Raw genomic sequence first — 16,653 nt, forward strand, 5'->3', positions numbered from 1 at the left:
CCAGAAAGCTACACTCCGCGCCAGCGTCCCACTCGGCCGGGCGGCAGCCGGAAAGCCACGCTATTTCAGGCCACGGACGACCTGGATGTCCAGTTCCCGGATCTTCTTGCGCAGGGTGTTGCGGTTCAGCCCGAGCAGATGGGCGGCCTTGATCTGGTTGCCCTTCGTCGCCAGCAGTGAGAGGGAGAGGAGCGGGCGCTCGACCTCGCGCAGGACGCGGTCGTAGAGACCGGCAGCGGGGATTCCGTCCTTGTGGGCGGCGAAATACTCCTTCAGGTGGCGCTCGACGGCCGCCCCCAGGCCCTCGTTCACCGGCTCCTCGGCTGGCTGGCTGGCGGGGGCCGCCTCGGCCAGTTCCTGCTCGATGACATCGAGTCCGATGACCTCCTGGGCATAGAGCGCCGCCAGCCGGCGCACCATGTTCTCCAGTTCGCGCACGTTGCCCGGCCAGCGGTGGCGCTTCATGCGCTCCATCGCGGCGTTGTCCAGGCTCTTCAGCGGCAGGCCCTGGTGCGTCGCCAGATGGAAGAAGTGGCGGACCAGGGCCGGGATGTCCTCTGCCCGCTCGCGCAGGGGCGGAATGCGGATGGGCACCACGTTCAGGCGGTAGAACAGGTCCTCGCGGAACAGGCCCTGCCGGATCAGGGTGCGCAGATCGCGGTGCGTGGCAGCCACGATGCGGACATCGGTCTTGATCGGCGTGCGGCCGCCGACGGTCGTGTACTCGCCCTCCTGGAGCACGCGCAGCAGGCGCGTCTGCGCCTCCAGCGGCATGTCGCCGATCTCGTCCAGGAACAGGGTGCCGCCCTGGGCCTGCTCGAAGCGGCCGGTGGAGCGCATGGTGGCGCCGGTGAAGGCCCCTTTCTCGTGCCCGAACAGCTCGGACTCGATCAGTTCGCGCGGGATCGCCGCCATGTTGATGGCGACGAAGGGCCCCTCGCGGCGTTTGCCGTAGTCGTGCAGGGCGCGGGCCACCAGCTCCTTGCCGGTGCCGGACTCGCCGGTGACCATGACCGTGAGGTCGGTTCCCATCAGCCGCGCCAGCACGCGGTAGATTTCCTGCATGGCGGGGGAGCGGCCGATCAGCGGCAGCGTCTCCTCCTCCGCCTCGGCCGGCGGCAGGGCCACCGGCTCGGCCGGCGGACGCGGCGAGGACAGCGCCTTCTGCACCATCGCCACCAGCTCCTTCAGGTCGAAGGGCTTGGGCAGGTAGTCGAAGGCGCCCCGCTCCGCCGCCTTGACGGCGGTCAGCAGGGTGTTCTGCGCGCTCATCACGATGATGCGCAGGTCCGGCCGGGTCCGCTTGATGCGGGGGATCAGGTCCAGGCCGTTCTCGTCCGGCATCACCACGTCGGTGATGACCAGATCGCCCTGCCCTTCGGACACCCACCGCCACAGCGTCGCCGCGTTTCCGGCGGAGCGCACCTCATGGCCGAGCCGCGCCAGGGCTTGTGTAAGAACCGTCCGAATGGCGCGATCATCATCTGCAACGAGGATCGTTGCACCCATTTTAGGCACCCTCCACCAAGGCTCCAGCATCCGCCGCCATCGGCAGGGACACCTTGAAGACCGTGCGCCGCGGCACGCTCTCGAACTCGATGACCCCGCCGTGGTCCCCGACGATTTTCGCCACCAATGCAAGACCCAGGCCGGTTCCGTTGAGCTTGGTCGTGACGAAGGGATCGAACAGGTTCGCCTGGATGTCCTCCGGGATGCCGTCGCCATTGTCCTGCACGCTGACCAGCAGCGGCAGATGCACCCGGCTGTCCGACCCGGCGACGGCCAGCCGGACGCCGTGCTGATAGGCCGTGCTCAGCACGATCTCGCCGCCCTGCTCGGGGCAGGCCTCCGCCGCGTTCTTCACCAGGTTCAGCAGCACCTGGATGAGCTGGTCGCGGTTGCCCAGGACCGGCGGCAGCGACGGGTCGTAGCGCTCGACGAAGCGGATGTGCCGGGCGAAGCCGTTCTGGGCGATGCGCCGGACATGCTCCAGCACCGAATGGATGTTGATGGCGGCCTTCTGCAAGGGACGGCGGTCGGCGAAGACCTCCATCCGGTCCACCAGGGCGACGATGCGGTCGGCCTCGTCGCAGATCAGCCGGGTCAGCAGCCGGTCCTCTTCCACGACGCTCTCTTCGAGCAACTGGGCGGCGCCCCGGATGCCGGAGAGCGGGTTCTTCACCTCGTGCGCCAGCATCGCCGCCATGGCGATGACGGACCGGGCGGCGCCGCGATGGCTCAACTGGTTGTCGATCTTCCGGGCGATGGAGCGCTGGTGCAGCGTCAGCACCACCAGATCGGGCGGATCGCTGGCAGGGGCCGCCTGCACCGTCATGAAGTGCGCGCCGATGCGCGGAGTCTCCAGCGTGACCCCGTATTCGGAGACGCTGCCGTGCGTCTCCCGCGCCTGCTCGATCAGCCCCAGGATCGGGCTGTCGGCCGGGATCAGGTCGGTCAGGGGGGTGCCCACGACCCGGGCGGAGGAGACATCGAAGAACTCTTCCGCCTCCAGGTTCACGAACTGGACCGCCCCCGCCCTGTCCACCACCAGCACCGGGTCCGGCAGGGCGTTGAGGACGACGGCGGGGTCGATCTCTTCCTGCGGCCGCCGGCGCGTCAGGGTGGCGGGCTTCGTCATCAGGCGGCGACCCGCTCGGTGATGCCGCGGTCCATCAGGGCGCGGTAGAAGTCCACGATGGCCTGCTTGACCCGCGCCGGCTGGTCCATGGTCATGATGGCGTTGCGGTAATCGGCCGAACCCGGCAGCCCCTTGGAGTACCAGGCGACATGCTTGCGGGCGATCCTGAGCCCGGCCTCGGCACCGTAGTGCTCCAGGATCGCCTCATAGTGTTCCAGCACGATGGTGAGCTGTTCGGCCAGCGTCGGGTCGGGCCGCGCCTCACCCGTGCGCAGATAGTGCATGACCTGCGCCAGGAACCAGGGCCGGCCATAGGTGCCGCGGCCGATCATCACCCCGTCCGCCCCGCTCTCCTCCAGGCAGCGGACGACATCCGCCAGCGTGTTGATGTCGCCGTTGGCGATGACGGGGATGGAGACCGCCTCCTTCACCGTGCGGATGAATTTCCAGTCCGCCGTGCCGTTGTACATCTGGCAGCGGGTGCGGCCATGCACGGTCACCATGCGGATGCCGCACTCCTCCGCGATGCGGGCCAGCCGCGGCGCGTTCAGGGTTTCGGCGTCCCAGCCCTTGCGCATCTTCATGGTGACGGGCACGGACACGGCCTTGACCGTCTGCTCCATGATGCGGCCGGCGAGCGGCTCGTCCTTCATCAGGGCGGACCCGGCGAAACCGTTGACCACCTTCTTCACCGGGCAGCCGAAATTGATGTCGATGATGTGGGCGCCGCGATCCTCGTTCAGCCTCGCCGCCTCCGCCATCGCCTCGGGATCGCAACCGGCGAGCTGCATGGAGATCGGCGCCTCCTCCGGCGACCATTCCGTCTTCAGCATGCTCTCGCGCGAGGCCCGGATCATCGCCTGGCTGGCGATCATCTCCGACACGACGAGGCCGGCGCCGGTCCGTTTCACCAGACGGCGGAAGGGCATGTCGGACACGCCGGACATGGGGGCGAGGATCACCGGGTCGTCGATCGTGACGGGGCCGATCCGGAGCGGCGCAAGGCGCTTGCCCATCTGTTAGGCATCCATGGCGATTGCATGAAAATTAGGCGTCGGACGCTAGCACGCCGGAGAGAATTTGCAAGCATGGCAAGGGTTCGGCCGGCGAATGAATGACCTGCGGAAAAGCGACCCTCCCGGGGTGCGACATGACCGGACCGGGGCTACCGATCGACGCGGCCGGGATTGGCGTGCGGCCCCGTTCCCGCTAGGCTCCGCGCACCACAGCCTGGGGAGCGTTTCCGTCAATGCCCGCCTGCATCGCCCTGATCGTCGCCGCCGGCCGCGGTGAGCGGTTCGGCTCCGATATTCCGAAACAGTACCTGCCGCTGGCCGGCAAGACCGTCCTGCGCCATGCGGTGGAGGCGTTCCTGCGCCATCCCGGCGTGACCGGCGTGCGGGTCGTCATCAATCCCGAGCACCGCGACCTCTACGACGCGGCCGTGGTCGGACTCGGCCTGCCCGAGCCGATCCGCGGTGGCGCCAGCCGGCAGCAGAGCGTGCTGAACGGACTGGAGGCGCTGGCGGAGGAGAAGCCGGATCTGGTCCTGGTGCATGACGGTGCCCGCCCGCTGGTGGATGCCGGGACCATCGACCGGGTGATCGCCGCGCTGGCGGAGCATCCGGCTGCCGTCGCCGCGACGCGGCTGGCCGACACGCTGAAGCGTGAGCGCGACGGGCGCGTGAGCACGACCGTGGACCGCACCGGCCTGTGGCGGGCGCGGACCCCGCAGGGCTTCCGCTACCACGACATTGTCGGTGCCCACCGCGAGGCGGGCGGTCTCGACCTCACCGACGACGCGGCCGTCGCCGAACGGGCCGGCCTCGCCGTCGCCCTCGTCCCCAGCAATCCGGACAATCTGAAAGTGACCCACGCCGACGACCTGGCCCGCGCGGAGCGACTGATCTACGCCGGGCTTTCCGACATCCGCACCGGCAGCGGCTACGATGTCCACAAGTTCCATCCGGGCGACCATGTCACCCTGTGCGGCGTGCGCGTGCCCCACGATCAGGCGCTGGAAGGCCATTCCGACGCCGATGTCGGGCTGCACGCCCTGACTGACGCGCTGCTGGGGGCGCTGGCCGCGGGCGACATCGGGCAGCACTTCCCGCCCACCGATCCGCGCTGGAAGGGTGCCGACAGCGCCGTCTTCCTCCGCCACGCGGCGGAGATGGTGCGGGAGCGGGGCGGCGTCATCGCCCATGTGGACGTGACGCTGATCTGCGAGCGTCCGAAGGTCGGTCCGCACCGCCCGGCCATGCAGGCCCGCATGGCGGAGCTTCTGGGAATCGCCGCCGACCGCGTGAGCGTCAAGGCGACGACGACGGAGGGGCTGGGCTTCACCGGCCGGCGCGAAGGCATCGCTGCCCTGGCGACGGCGACCGTGCGGCTGCCCATGCCGGGCCTGCCGACGGCGGGGACGTGAGACGGTGTTCCCGGACGACCTGGCCGCCCTGGCCGAACGGGTCCGCGACGCCTTCGTGGCGCGCGGGCTCTGGCTGGCGACGGCGGAGAGTTGCACCGGCGGCCTGATCGCCGGCTGCCTGACCTCGGTCAGCGGCTCCTCCGCCCTGGTCGACCGGGGCTTCGTCACCTACACGAACGAGGCGAAGACGGAGATGCTGGGCGTGCCGGCGGAGCTGATCGCCGCCCACGGCGCGGTCAGCGAGCCGGTCGCCGCCGCCATGGCGCGCGGCGTCCTGGCGCACAGCCGGGCCGACGTGGCGCTCTCGGTCACCGGAGTCGCGGGACCGACAGGCGGCACGCCGACGAAGCCGGTGGGGCTGGTCTGGCTGGGGGCGGTCCGGCGCGGCGGCCCGGTGCGGGTCGAGCGCCACGTCTTCCCGGGCGACCGCACGGCGGTCCGTCTGGCCTCCGTGCGGCGCTCCCTGGAACTGGCGCTCGATCTGCTCTGACCGGGTCCTGCCCGGACCGGAACCCTGCGGTCAGAGCACCGGGCGGGCGGCCGGCCGGACGGTCGGCGCACCGTAGAGCTGGTGTGCGCGCGTCTCGAACGCGGCCACCATGCGGCGCACGGCCTCATGGAACAGGGCGCCGATGATCTTCTGCAACACCTTGTTGCGGAACTCGAAATCCACATAGAAGTCGACCACGCAGCCGTCCGGATGCGGGTGGAAGACCCAGTGGTTCTCCAGGTGCTCGAAAGGCCCCTCGGCGTATTCCACGTCGATCCGGCGCTTGTCCGGCGACAGCACGACCCGCGACGTGTAGCGCTCGCGCACCATCTTGAAGCCGATCACGAGGTCGGCCCAGAACACGTTGCCGTCGCGCCGCCGGATGCGGGCCGCCACGGCCCATGGCAGGAACTCCGGATAGCGCTCGACGTCCGACACCAGCGCGAAGAGCTGGTCCGGGCTGTAGGGAAAAACCTTCTGTTCGGTATGTCTGGGCATGCTCTCAAGAAACTCCCGGCTTACTCGGCGGACGTCGCTTCCGGGGCGGCGACCGGCCGTCCGGCGAGCTTCGCTTCCCGCGCGGCCCGCAGCCGCTCGAAATCCGCCCCTGCGTGATAGGAGCTGCGGGTCAACGGCGAACTGGCCACCATCAGGAACCCTTTGCCACGGCCGACCGTCACGTAGCCGGCGAACTCGTCCGGAGTCACGAACCGATCGACCTTGGCGTGCTTGGGCGTCGGGGCGAGGTACTGGCCGATGGTCATGAAGTCAACATCGGCGGCCCGCAGGTCGTCCATGACCTGGAACACTTCTTCCTTCGTTTCGCCCAGCCCGACCATGATTCCCGACTTGGTGAACATGGACGGGTCGATCTCCTTCACCCGGGCCAGAAGCTGCAATGAGGTAAAGTAGCGCGCCCCCGGACGGATCGTCGGGTAGAGCCGCGGCGCGGTCTCCAGATTGTGGTTGAAGACGTCGGGCCGGGCCTCGACCACGGTCTCGACCGCCCCCTTCTTCTTCATGAAATCGGGGGTCAGGACCTCGATCGTCGTCTCCGGAGCGGCGGCGCGGATGGCGCGGATCGTCCGGGCGAAATGCCCGGCGCCGCCATCCTCCAGATCGTCGCGGTCCACGGAGGTGACGACGATGTGCTCCAGCTTCAGGTGCGCGACGGCCTCGGCCACCTTCTCCGGCTCATGCGGGTCGAGCTGCTCCGGCCGGCCCGTCGCCACGTTGCAGAAGGCGCAGGCGCGGGTGCAGACCGCGCCCAGGATCATGAAGGTCGCGTGTTTCTTCTTCCAGCATTCCCCGATGTTGGGGCAGGCCGCCTCCTCGCACACCGTGTTCAGGCGCAGCCCCCGCATCAGGGACCGCGTCTCCCCGTATTCGGGGCTGGTCGGCGCCTTGACCCGCAGCCACTCCGGCTTGCGCTGGATGGGGTTGTCGGGCCGGTTCGCCTTTTCGGGATGGCGGACCCGGTCGGGAGCGATGGGCATGGCGGAGATGACCTTGCTGTGACAGCGCCAACATAGGTCCGGGCGCAGACAAGGCCAAGCGCGGCGTTGCGCCGCCTTGGATCTTGTCCGCGTCCGGGCGGGTTCCCCGGCCGTGGCGACGGCGGGGCGTTCGGAAACCGGGTTTCGGCCGGATGCCGCCCGCGCACCGACGCGGCGCAGGCAGCCTGCGGTCAGTAGTGGATGGCGCGTCCGTAGGCGGCCAGCACACTCTCATGCATCATCTCGGAGAGGGTCGGGTGCGGGAAGATGGTGTGCATCAGCTCCGCCTCCGTCGTCTCCATGGTCTTGGCAATGGTGTAGCCCTGGATCAGTTCCGTCACCTCGGCACCGACCATGTGGGCGCCCAGCAACTCGCCCGTGGCTGCGTCGAAAACGGTCTTGACCAGCCCCTCCGGCTCGCCCAGGGCGATGGCCTTGCCGTTGCCGATGAAGGGGAAGCGGCCGACACGGACCTCGTGACCGGCCTCCCGCGCCTTGCGCTCCGTCAGCCCGACCGAGGCCACCTGCGGCAGGGAGTAGGTGCAGCCCGGAATGTTGCGCACATCCATGGGATGCACGCCCTCCACGCCGGCGATCTTCTCGACGCAGAGCACGCCTTCGTGGCTGGCCTTGTGCGCCAGCCAGGGGGCGCCGCAGACATCGCCGATGGCGTAGACTCCGGGTTCGTCGGTGCGCATCCACTCGTCCGTGACGATGTGGTTGCGCTCCACCGTCACCTTGGTCGTCTCCAGCCCGATGTTCTCGACGTTGCCGACGATGCCGACGGCGGCGATCACCCGGTCCACCGTCACCGTCTCGGTCCGGCCGCCGCCGAGGTCCAGCGTGGCGGTCACGCTGTCCGCCCCCTTCTCCAGCTTGGTGACCTTGGTCGCGGTGTGGATGCGGATGCCCTGCTTCGTGAACTGCTTCGCGGCGATGGCGCTGATCTCCTCATCCTCGACCGGCAGGATGCGGTCCAGGACTTCCACCAGCGTCACCTCCACCCCCATCTGGCGGTAGAAGCAGGCGAACTCCACCCCGATGGCGCCGGAGCCGACGACCAGGATGCTCTTCGGCATGCGCTCGGGGACCATCGCCTCCTTGTAGGTCCAGACCAGCCTGCCGTCCGGTTCCAGGCCCGGCAGGACGCGGGCGCGGGCGCCGGTGGCGATGATGATGTGCTTCGCCGCGTACTCGCCGACCGGCTTGCCGTCCTTCTCGACGGCGAGGCGGCCCTTGCCCAGCAGCCGGCCGCTGCCGTCGATGACGGTGACCTTGTTCTTCTTCAGCAGTCCCTTCACGCCGGCGGAGAGCTGCGCCGCCACTTGGCGGGAGCGCTTGACGATGGGCGCGAGATCGAAGCGGACCGGGCCCTCGACAGTGATGCCATAGTCCTTGGCGTGCTGGATCAGGTGCGCCACCTCGGCCGTGCGCAGCAGCGCCTTGGTCGGGATGCAGCCCCAGTTCAGGCAGATGCCGCCGAGATGCTCGCGCTCCACCACGGCCGTCTTCATGCCGAGCTGGGCCGCGCGGATCGCCGCCACATAGCCGCCGGGACCGGCGCCGAGGACGATCAGATCGAACTGCGTGTGGGCCATGCTCGCCTCACTTGTAGAAAGTAAAAAGTCCACTCACTCTAGAGTGGCTCACACGATTCGCGTCACAACAAATAAAAATAAAACAAGAAAATAAGTAAAAATAATCTCTGAACATTGTGTTTAGGTTAATTTTCTCCAAAATAACAACCCAATCTGACGAAGATATCCCCCAAATAATTAAAATTATTTGGATCGAAAAATAAAAATACAAATACCTTCTTCCAATTCGATCTATTGGATTTATAAATCTAAGAATGCGACGGTTGCTAGCAAAAAGTTTCCTCGCTTCGGGCGGAAGGAAAATAAACCCAGAAATATAATACGGCAATATTGAAATAAGTACAGACATGAATACCGCCAAATGGATTGCCCCAAATAAGTTGCCCCCATGCAAAAAGGGAGCGCAGTAAATCGCTGAACCCAGCATGCTAGCGACAAGGGAGAGTAAAAAATACCGCATACCTAAACTCCGAATTAAATTTTCCCTTACAGCATCATGGTGATGGGATCTTCGATCATCTGCCGGAAGACCTTCAGGAACTCGGCGCCGACGGCGCCGTCCACCGAGCGGTGATCGACCGAGAGCGTGCAGCTCATCAGGGTGGCGATGGCGAACGCGTCGCCCTTCACCACCGCCCGCTTCTCCCCGGCCCCGACCGACAGGATGCAGCTCTGCGGCGGGTTGATGATGCTGGTGAAGGTGCGGATGCCGAACATGCCCAGGTTCGACACGCTGAAGGTGCCACCCTGGAACTCCTCCGGCTTCAGCTTGCCGTCGCGCGCCTTCTGGGCCAGCGACTTGACCTCGGCGGAGATGGTGGAAAGGCCCTTGCGGTCGGCGTTGCGAACGATCGGGGTGATCAGCCCGCCCTCCGTTGCGACGGCGACGGACACGTCCACGTTCTCGTACTGGAGGATGCCGTCCTCGTGCCAGGAGACGTTGGCGGCCGGCACCTTGCGCAGGGCCAGGGCCGCCGCCTTCACGACGAAGTCGTTGACCGAGACCTTCTCCCCGGACCGCTCGTTCAGCTCGGCCCGCAGGGCCAGCAGCCGGTCGATCTCCAGGTCCACCGTCAGCGCGAAGTGCGGGATGGTCTGCCACGCCTCCGTCAGGCGCTTGGCGATGGTCTTGCGCATGCCGGTGTTGGGCACGACCGTGTAGGGCATGCCGAGCTTGTCGGCATAGTCCTTCGCGTCGATCCCGCGCGGTGCGGCCGGCTGCGGCGCTGCCGACGGGGCGGCGGGAGCCGGCGACGGGTGCGCCGCGGGCCGGGCCTCCTCCTTCCGCTGCGGGCCGCGGGCCAGGGCCGCCTCGATGTCCGCCTTCACGATGCGGCCCTGCGGACCGCTGCCGGAGAGGGAGGCGAGGTCCAGCCCGGCCTGCTGCGCCATGCGGCGCGCCAACGGGCTGGCGAAGACGCGGTCCCCGCCGTCGTGCCGGGCCGGCGCGGCCGGCTCGCGGCCTTCGGGCAGGCTGGGGCTGGCGCCGCCGACCGGACCGGTCGCGGGCTGGCCGGGCTTCGGTGCCACGGCGGCATCGGCCGGGCCGGTCGCGCCTTCGCGCGGGGCCGGGGCGGCCGGCTGCGGCGCAGGGGCGGCCTTGGAGGCCGCGGCGGCGGACACCTCCTCGCCCTCTTCCGCGATCAGGCCGATCGGGGTGTTGACGGCCACGCCCTCGGTCCCGTCGGCGACCAGGATCTTGGCAAGGCGGCCTTCGTCCACCGCTTCCACCTCCATGGTGGCCTTGTCGGTCTCGATCTCGGCCAGCACGTCGCCCGCCTTGATCTCGTCCCCTTCCTTCTTCAGCCAGCGCGCCAGCTTGCCCTCGGTCATGGTGGGCGACAGCGCCGGCATGAGGATTTCGATCGGCATCGGTAGATTCTCCAGCGGTTTCCCGGCTCAGCGCCTGTAGGTCACGGCCTTGACGGCCTGAACGACATCGTCCTGCTGCGGCAGCGCCAGCTTCTCCAGGTTCGCGGCATAGGGCAGCGGCACGTCCTTGGCATGGACCCTGACCACGGGCGCGTCCAGGTGGTCGAAGGCGTGCTCCATCATCAGGGCGGCCAGCTCCGACCCGATGCCGGCGAAGGCCCAGCCCTCCTCGACGGAGACAAGGCGGTTGGTCTTCTTCACGCTGGCGACGACGGTCTCCACATCCAGCGGCCGGATGGTGCGGAGGTCGATCACCTCGACGCTGGTGCCCTCCTCCGCCAGCCGCTCCGCGGCGGCAAGGGCATGCGCCACCATCAGGGAATAGGCTGTGACGGTCACGTCGGTGCCCTGCCGGACCACCTTGGCCCGGCCGATGGGAACGATGAAGTCCGGGTCCGTCGGGCACGGGAAGGAGTGGCCGTAGAGGATCTCGTTCTCCAGCACGATCACGGGGTTGGGATCGCGGATGGCGGCCTTCAGCAGGCCCTTGGCGTCGGCCGCCGTATAGGGGGCGACCACCTTCAGGCCGGGGATATGGCCGTACCAGCTCGCAAAGTCCTGGCTGTGCTGGGCGGCGACGCGGGCGGCGGCACCGTTGGGGCCGCGGAAGACGATGGGGCACCCCATCTGGCCGCCGGACATGTAGAGCGTCTTGGCCGCCGAGTTGATGATCTGGTCGATCGCCTGCATCGAGAAATTGAAGGTCATGAACTCGATGACCGGGCGCAGCCCCCCGAAGGCCGCCCCCACGCCCAGGCCGGCGAAGCCGTGCTCGGTGATGGGCGTGTCGATCACCCGTTCGGCGCCGAACTCCTGCAACAGGCCCTGGCTGACCTTGTAGGCGCCCTGGTACTCGGCCACCTCCTCGCCCATCAGGAACACGGTCGGATCGCGCCGCATCTCCTCGGCCATGGCGTCGCGCAGGGCTTCGCGCACGGTGATGACCGGCGCGTCCTTGAAGAAGCGGTCCTCGTCGGAGGCGGGGGCGGCCGCCGGGGAGGAGGGCGGCGGGGTGGACGGCAGCGACGGGGCCGGCCCCTCCTCACCCTTCACATGCCGGGCGGCGGCGGATTTCGGCGTGCTCTCCTCGGTCCGGGCCAGATTCTGCTCGGCGCTCTCGCCCTCCTGGGTGATGACGGCGATGGGGGTGTTGACGGCCACGCCCTCGGTCCCCTCCTGCACCAGGATGCTGGCCAGGGTGCCTTCGTCCACGGCCTCCACCTCCATGGTGGCCTTGTCGGTCTCGATCTCGGCCAGCACGTCGCCCGCCTTGACCTCGTCCCCTTCCTTCTTCAGCCACTTGGCCAGCTTGCCTTCCGTCATGGTCGGCGACAGGGCCGGCATCAGGACCTGCACGGGCATCTCGTTCCCTCCGGATCGGCGACGGGTCAGGCGTCCACGAGCACGTCCGTCCACAGCTCGGACGGATCGGGCTCGGGGCTCTGGGTGGCGAACTCGGCGGCCTCGGTGACCACCTGCTTGACCTCGCGGTCGATGGCCTTCAGGGCGTCCTCGTCGGTGTAGGACTTCTCAAGCAGCATCGTCTTGAGGTGGTCGATGGGATCGGATTCCGACCGCATCTTGTTCACCTCCTCCTTCGTCCGGTACTTGGCCGGATCGGACATGGAGTGGCCGCGGTAGCGGTAGGTCTTCATCTCCAGGATCATCGGCCCCTGGCCGCCGCGCACATGGGCCACCGCCTCGTCGGCCGCCCCCCTCACCTCCAGCACGTCCATGCCGTTCACCTGACGGCCGGGAATGCCGTAGGCGCTGCCGCGCATGTAAAGCTCGCCGGCCGAGGAGCGCGTCTGCGCCGTGCCCATGGCGTACTTGTTGTTCTCGATGATGTAGAGGACCGGCAGGTGCCAGAGGGCGGCCATGTTGAAGGATTCGTAGACCTGGCCCTGGTTCACCGCCCCGTCGCCCATGTAGCAGACGGCGATGCCGTCATCCTTGGCGTACTTGTGGGCGAAGGCGAGGCCCGTGCCGATGGGAACCTGGGCGCCGACGATGCCGTGGCCGCCGAAGAACTTCTTCTCGCGGCTGAACATGTGCATGGAGCCGCCCTTGCCCTTGGAATAGCCCCCGCGGCGGCCGGTCAGCTCGGCCATCACGCCCTTGGGGTCCATCTGGCAGGCCAGCATGTGGCCATGGTCGCGGTAGCTCGTGATGATGCTGTCGCCGGGCCGCAGCGCGTTCTGGATGCCGACGACGACCGCCTCCTGGCCGATGTAGAGATGGCAGAAGCCGCCGATCAGGCCCATGCCGTACATCTGGCCGGCCTTCTCCTCGAAGCGGCGGATCAGCAGCATCTCGCGGTAGTACTTCAGCAGCTCTTCGGGACCGGGCAGCGTCGCAGCTTCAGGAGCCGCACCCTTGGCGCGGCGCTTGGACATGGCCACAGGCTCCTCCCTCGTGCACGGGGGCGCAGGTGTGGTGATACACCCGGCGGATTGGAGGTAGAGCTAGCGCCGCCCCACGGCCTTTGCAAGGTGTGTGCGCTGCAATATGCTGTTTTTGCAGAGAAAAAGACAGTTAACCGGATTTTCGTTAATCGATGCCGGATCAGCAGGTTAACGGGACACAGGCTGCGTGTCCTGCGGCGATTGCGGGGCAGGCCGGCCCGGAAGAAGGATCACCAGATCGTCCGGATGCGTCTTGTTCAACAGCAGGCGCGCCCGTTCCTCCAGCATGTCGGGGTCGAGATTGTCCGGCCGCAGCAGCCGGGCGCGGTGTTCGAGCTGTTCGCGTTCATGGCGCACGTCGGCCAGCACGCGCGACGCCTCCTCCACCTCACCTTGCAGGTGGGTGAGCGCCACCAGCCCCCGGTCCCCCTGGACCGTGTGGTAGGCGAAGTAGGCGACCACCGACGCGCCGAGGACCGGCCCGATGATCTGCCGGAAGGCGCGGTTGAAGGCGGAGCCGAGGGCGTGCATTGCAATCATGCTGGCATGGAAACACTGCCGCCCGCGCCCGTCAATGCTTCCGCAGGTGGAACCCTGTCCGGGATCGTGAAGGCCGGCACCAGCCTGCGCTGTCGGCCGAAAGCAGCGGAAACGCGCTCCCGAAAGACACGGAAAAGGGGTGGCCGGCGCCGGCCACCCCCTTGCAACGGGTCGGATCTGCCTCAGCCGCGCTTCAGCGCCGTCCGGCCGGGGAAGATGCGGGCCCGGCCCAGGCCCTCCTCGATGCGAATCAGCTGGTTGTACTTGGCGATCCGGTCGGAGCGGGACAGCGAGCCGGTCTTGATCTGGCCGCAGTTGGTCGCCACCGCCAGATCGGCGATCGTGGAATCCTCCGTCTCGCCCGAGCGGTGCGACATCACGGCCGTGTAGCCGTTGCTCTGGGCGATGCGGACCGCCTCCAGCGTCTCGGTCAGGGAGCCGATCTGGTTCACCTTGACCAGGATGGAATTGGCGATGCCGCGGGAGATGCCGTCGGACAGGCGGACCGGGTTGGTGACGAACAGATCGTCGCCGACGAGCTGGACCGAGCCGCCGATGGCGTCCGTCAGGGCCTTCCAGCCGTCCCAGTCATCCTCCGCCATGCCGTCCTCGATGGAGACGATCGGATAGCGGCCGACCAGATCCTGCCAGTAGGCGACCATGCCGGCGGCGTCCAGGCTCTTGCCCTCTCCGGCCAGCTCATAGCGGCCGTTCCTGAAGAACTCGGTGGAGGCGGCGTCGAGCGCCAGCAGAACGTCCTCGCCCGGGCGGTAACCGGCGGCCTCCACGGCCTTCATGATGAAGCCCAGGGCCTCGTCGGTGGACTTCAGGTTCGGCGCGAAGCCACCCTCGTCGCCGACGGCGGTGTTGTGGCCGGCGTCCTTCAACTTCTTCTTCAGCGCATGGAAGATCTCGGCGCCCATGCGGATGCTGTCGGCGCAGGTCTCGGCCCCGACCGGCATCACCATGAATTCCTGGATGTCGATCGGGTTGTCGGCATGGGCGCCGCCGTTGATGATGTTCATCATCGGCACCGGCAGGGTGCGGGCGTTGGCGCCGCCGACATAGCGGTAGAGCGGCTGGTCCAGCTCATCCGCCGCGGCCTTGGCGACGGCCAGGCTGACGCCCAGGATCGCGTTGGCACCGAGGCGGCTCTTGTTGGGCGTGCCGTCCAGTTCGATCATGATGGAGTCGATGGCGACCTGCTCGGTCGCCTCCAGACCCGACAGGGTGTCGAAGATCTCGCCGTTCACGGACTCGACGGCGCGCAGGACGCCCTTGCCGCCGTAGCGGGCCTTGTCGCCGTCGCGCAGCTCCACCGCCTCATGGGCGCCCGTGGACGCGCCGGACGGCACGGCAGCCCGACCGAAAGCCCCGGACTCCAGCCGCACCTCCACCTCGACGGTGGGGTTGCCACGGCTGTCCAGGATCTCGCGGGCATGGATGTCGATGATGGCGGACATGGGCCCCTTCTCCTCGTGACGCGCACCGGGATCGGCGCGGAACGGATCAACGGGATAGCGGGTGCCGCGCCCCCCCGCAAGGGGACTGGTCGGCTAATACGGCCGCACCGCCCTGCGCGGGGAGCGGCACGGGGCCGGTCAGGCCGACTCCCCTCCCAGGTCCTTGAAGGAGAGCGGCCGGTCGATGGTCCGCCGGGCGCCGCGGGTCCCCAGATAGAAATCTGTCAGCACCGCGAGGTCGGCGGCGATGTCGCTGGACATCCGCATCAGCGGCCCGAAACGGACACTGCGCCGGCCATAGTCGAGCGCACAGGGCAGCACCGGGATGTCAGCCGCCCGGGCGATGCGCCAGAAGCCGCTCTTCCAGTGCTCGCTCGCGCTACGCGACCCGTCCGGGGCGATGGCCATGGTCAGCTTGTCGGCCTGCCGGAACTTCTCGGCCATCTGGCCGACGACGCCACCGGCACGGCGCCGGTCGATGCCGAACACCCCGCACCAGCGCATGAACGGGGCCAGCGGCCCGCGCATCAGCGTGTGCTTCGCCATGATCTTGACGTCGATGGCGAGCGCGAGCGCTGCGCTCATGACGACAAGGAAGTCCCAGTTGGAGGTGTGCGGGGCACCGATGATGATGAACTTCGGCGCGTCGGGCACCTCTCCCTCGAACTTCCAGCCGCCCAGGCGCATCAGGGCGAGGCCGAGCCAGCGGGTGAAGGGGGTGCCGCGGCGGGGAACGGAAGGACCGACGATGGGAGGCTGCACGGACGGAACTTTCGGGACCTTGGGTTGAGCCGGAAGGAGACTGATCAGAACCGGACAGGGGTCGCCTTTGCAATGCGGTCGAGCGCCACCATGACCTCAAGGATGGAGCCCAGTTCCGAAATCGGCACCATGTTGGGACCGTCGCTCGGAGCGTGATCGGGGTCCTGGTGCGTTTCCATGAAGACGGCGGCCACGCCGATGGCGACCGCGGCCCGTGCCAGCACCGGCACGAACTCCCGCTGCCCGCCACTGGTCGTTCCCTGCCCGCCCGGCTGCTGCACGCTGTGGGTGGCGTCGAAGACGACGGGATAGCCGGTCGCGGCCATGATCGGCAGCGAGCGCATGTCGCTGACCAGCGTGTTGTAGCCGAAGCTGGCGCCGCGCTCGCACAGCAGGATGTTGTCGTTGCCCGTGCTGGCGATCTTCGCCGCCACGTTCTTCATGTCCCAGGGCGCCAGGAACTGCCCCTTCTTCACGTTGACGGGCTTGCCGGTCTCGCCGGCCGCCAGCAGCAGGTCGGTCTGGCGGCAGAGGAAGGCGGGGATCTGGAGCACGTCCACCGCTTCAGCCACCGGGGCGCACTGCTCGGGCGCGTGGACGTCGGTCAGCACGGGGATGCCGAACGTCTCCCGCACCTCGGCCAGGATGGGCAGGCTCTTCTCCATCCCCAGCCCGCGGGCGGTGCTGACGGAGGTTCGGTTCGCCTTGTCGAAGCTGGTCTTGTAGATCAACCCGATGCCCAGCCGGCGGGTGATCTCCACCAGGGCGCCGCTCATCTCCAGCGCGTGCTGGCGGGATTCGAGCTGGCACGGCCCGGCGATCAGCGTGAACGGCCGGTCGTTGGCGACCGTGAGGTCGCGGACGGCGACGGTGCGGGGCGCAACCATGTCTCCAGGCCTTC

The 16,653-nt window shown here is 68.0% G+C and carries 15 protein-coding genes; 2 read left to right on the forward strand and 13 right to left on the reverse strand.

The genetic code is table 11. The features are described 5' to 3' along the window. Positions 1-60: 60 nt before the first annotated feature. Genes ntrC through dusB form a run of 3 tightly spaced genes read right to left on the reverse strand, consistent with a single transcriptional unit; the run spans position 61 to position 3,654 of the window. Positions 61-1,509 carry a nitrogen regulation protein NR(I) gene (ntrC, locus tag ACFQPS_RS02595; RefSeq protein WP_377356191.1) on the reverse strand — a complete coding sequence of 483 codons (1,449 nt, stop codon included), beginning with the start codon at positions 1,507-1,509 and terminating at the stop codon, positions 61-63. Position 1,510: 1 nt separating this feature from the next. After that, positions 1,511-2,638: a two-component system sensor histidine kinase NtrB gene (locus tag ACFQPS_RS02600; protein ID WP_377356193.1), complete on the reverse strand. Its 1,128-nt coding sequence runs from the start codon at positions 2,636-2,638 to the stop codon at positions 1,511-1,513. Next, positions 2,638-3,654 carry a tRNA dihydrouridine synthase DusB gene (gene dusB / locus ACFQPS_RS02605; protein ID WP_377356195.1) on the reverse strand — a complete coding sequence of 339 codons (1,017 nt, stop codon included), beginning with the start codon at positions 3,652-3,654 and terminating at the stop codon, positions 2,638-2,640. The genes ACFQPS_RS02600 and dusB overlap by 1 nt, the downstream gene beginning before the upstream one ends. 233 nt (positions 3,655-3,887) lie before the next feature. Here dusB and ACFQPS_RS02610 point away from each other — a divergent pair, with 233 nt between their 5' ends. Together ACFQPS_RS02610 and ACFQPS_RS02615 are read left to right on the forward strand one after the other, a co-directional pair. Further along, a complete protein-coding gene (locus ACFQPS_RS02610; protein WP_377356196.1) occupies positions 3,888-5,066 on the forward strand; it encodes a bifunctional 2-C-methyl-D-erythritol 4-phosphate cytidylyltransferase/2-C-methyl-D-erythritol 2,4-cyclodiphosphate synthase in 1,179 nt (392 codons plus the stop codon). A 4-nt stretch (positions 5,067-5,070) separates the two neighbouring features. Next, positions 5,071-5,556, forward strand: a complete 486-nt coding sequence (locus ACFQPS_RS02615) for a CinA family protein (protein WP_377356198.1) — start codon at positions 5,071-5,073, stop codon at positions 5,554-5,556. Between the two features lie 30 nt (positions 5,557-5,586). On the opposite strand, the gene ACFQPS_RS02620 is transcribed toward ACFQPS_RS02615, so the two are convergent. The 10 genes from ACFQPS_RS02620 to kdsA form a co-directional block, all read right to left on the reverse strand. Then, positions 5,587-6,054, reverse strand: a complete 468-nt coding sequence (locus ACFQPS_RS02620; RefSeq protein ID WP_012565364.1) for a type II toxin-antitoxin system RatA family toxin — start codon at positions 6,052-6,054, stop codon at positions 5,587-5,589. 20 nt (positions 6,055-6,074) lie between these two features. Continuing rightward, positions 6,075-7,052: a lipoyl synthase gene (gene lipA / locus ACFQPS_RS02625; protein ID WP_377356200.1), complete on the reverse strand. Its 978-nt coding sequence runs from the start codon at positions 7,050-7,052 to the stop codon at positions 6,075-6,077. Between the two features lie 191 nt (positions 7,053-7,243). Then, positions 7,244-8,650: a dihydrolipoyl dehydrogenase gene (lpdA, locus tag ACFQPS_RS02630; protein WP_377356202.1), complete on the reverse strand. Its 1,407-nt coding sequence runs from the start codon at positions 8,648-8,650 to the stop codon at positions 7,244-7,246. Between the two features lie 486 nt (positions 8,651-9,136). Beyond that, positions 9,137-10,522 (reverse strand): pyruvate dehydrogenase complex dihydrolipoamide acetyltransferase, encoded by a 1,386-nt coding sequence (locus tag ACFQPS_RS02635; protein ID WP_377356204.1) that lies wholly within the window; start codon positions 10,520-10,522, stop codon positions 9,137-9,139. Positions 10,523-10,549: 27 nt separating this feature from the next. Then, positions 10,550-11,944, reverse strand: a complete 1,395-nt coding sequence (locus tag ACFQPS_RS02640; protein ID WP_377356206.1) for a pyruvate dehydrogenase complex E1 component subunit beta — start codon at positions 11,942-11,944, stop codon at positions 10,550-10,552. 26 nt (positions 11,945-11,970) lie between these two features. Further along, entirely contained in the window at positions 11,971-12,984 is a 1,014-nt protein-coding gene (gene pdhA, locus ACFQPS_RS02645) for a pyruvate dehydrogenase (acetyl-transferring) E1 component subunit alpha (protein WP_377356208.1), read from the reverse strand. A gap of 171 nt (positions 12,985-13,155) precedes the next feature. Then, positions 13,156-13,518 carry an FtsB family cell division protein gene (locus tag ACFQPS_RS02650; RefSeq protein ID WP_377356209.1) on the reverse strand — a complete coding sequence of 121 codons (363 nt, stop codon included), beginning with the start codon at positions 13,516-13,518 and terminating at the stop codon, positions 13,156-13,158. A 191-nt stretch (positions 13,519-13,709) separates the two neighbouring features. Beyond that, positions 13,710-14,990, reverse strand: a complete 1,281-nt coding sequence (gene eno, locus ACFQPS_RS02655) for a phosphopyruvate hydratase (RefSeq protein ID WP_377356210.1) — start codon at positions 14,988-14,990, stop codon at positions 13,710-13,712. A 138-nt stretch (positions 14,991-15,128) separates the two neighbouring features. Then, positions 15,129-15,752, reverse strand: a complete 624-nt coding sequence (locus ACFQPS_RS02660) for a lysophospholipid acyltransferase family protein (protein WP_377356211.1) — start codon at positions 15,750-15,752, stop codon at positions 15,129-15,131. A 44-nt stretch (positions 15,753-15,796) separates the two neighbouring features. After that, positions 15,797-16,639: a 3-deoxy-8-phosphooctulonate synthase gene (gene kdsA / locus ACFQPS_RS02665; protein ID WP_377356212.1), complete on the reverse strand. Its 843-nt coding sequence runs from the start codon at positions 16,637-16,639 to the stop codon at positions 15,797-15,799. Between the last annotated feature and the right edge of the window lie 14 nt (positions 16,640-16,653).

This window comes from Rhodocista pekingensis (genome assembly GCF_042665545.1).
Classification (GTDB): Bacteria; Pseudomonadota; Alphaproteobacteria; order Azospirillales; family Azospirillaceae; genus Rhodocista; species Rhodocista pekingensis.

Bases quoted from the DNA above. Each gene is read 5' to 3' on its own strand.
- ACFQPS_RS02610 (WP_377356196.1), top strand. From the start codon at position 3,888: ATGCCCGCCTGCATCGCCCTGATCGTCGCCGCCGGCCGCGGTGAGCGG.
- ACFQPS_RS02600 (WP_377356193.1), bottom strand. From the start codon at position 2,638: ATGACGAAGCCCGCCACCCTGACGCGCCGGCGGCCGCAGGAAGAGATC.
- lpdA (WP_377356202.1), bottom strand. From the start codon at position 8,650: ATGGCCCACACGCAGTTCGATCTGATCGTCCTCGGCGCCGGTCCCGGC.
- eno (WP_377356210.1), bottom strand. From the start codon at position 14,990: ATGTCCGCCATCATCGACATCCATGCCCGCGAGATCCTGGACAGCCGT.
- lipA (WP_377356200.1), bottom strand. From the start codon at position 7,052: ATGCCCATCGCTCCCGACCGGGTCCGCCATCCCGAAAAGGCGAACCGG.
- ACFQPS_RS02620 (WP_012565364.1), bottom strand. From the start codon at position 6,054: ATGCCCAGACATACCGAACAGAAGGTTTTTCCCTACAGCCCGGACCAG.
- ntrC (WP_377356191.1), bottom strand. From the start codon at position 1,509: ATGGGTGCAACGATCCTCGTTGCAGATGATGATCGCGCCATTCGGACG.
- ACFQPS_RS02635 (WP_377356204.1), bottom strand. From the start codon at position 10,522: ATGCCGATCGAAATCCTCATGCCGGCGCTGTCGCCCACCATGACCGAG.
- dusB (WP_377356195.1), bottom strand. From the start codon at position 3,654: ATGGGCAAGCGCCTTGCGCCGCTCCGGATCGGCCCCGTCACGATCGAC.
- ACFQPS_RS02640 (WP_377356206.1), bottom strand. From the start codon at position 11,944: ATGCCCGTGCAGGTCCTGATGCCGGCCCTGTCGCCGACCATGACGGAA.
- ACFQPS_RS02650 (WP_377356209.1), bottom strand. From the start codon at position 13,518: ATGCACGCCCTCGGCTCCGCCTTCAACCGCGCCTTCCGGCAGATCATC.
- kdsA (WP_377356212.1), bottom strand. From the start codon at position 16,639: ATGGTTGCGCCCCGCACCGTCGCCGTCCGCGACCTCACGGTCGCCAAC.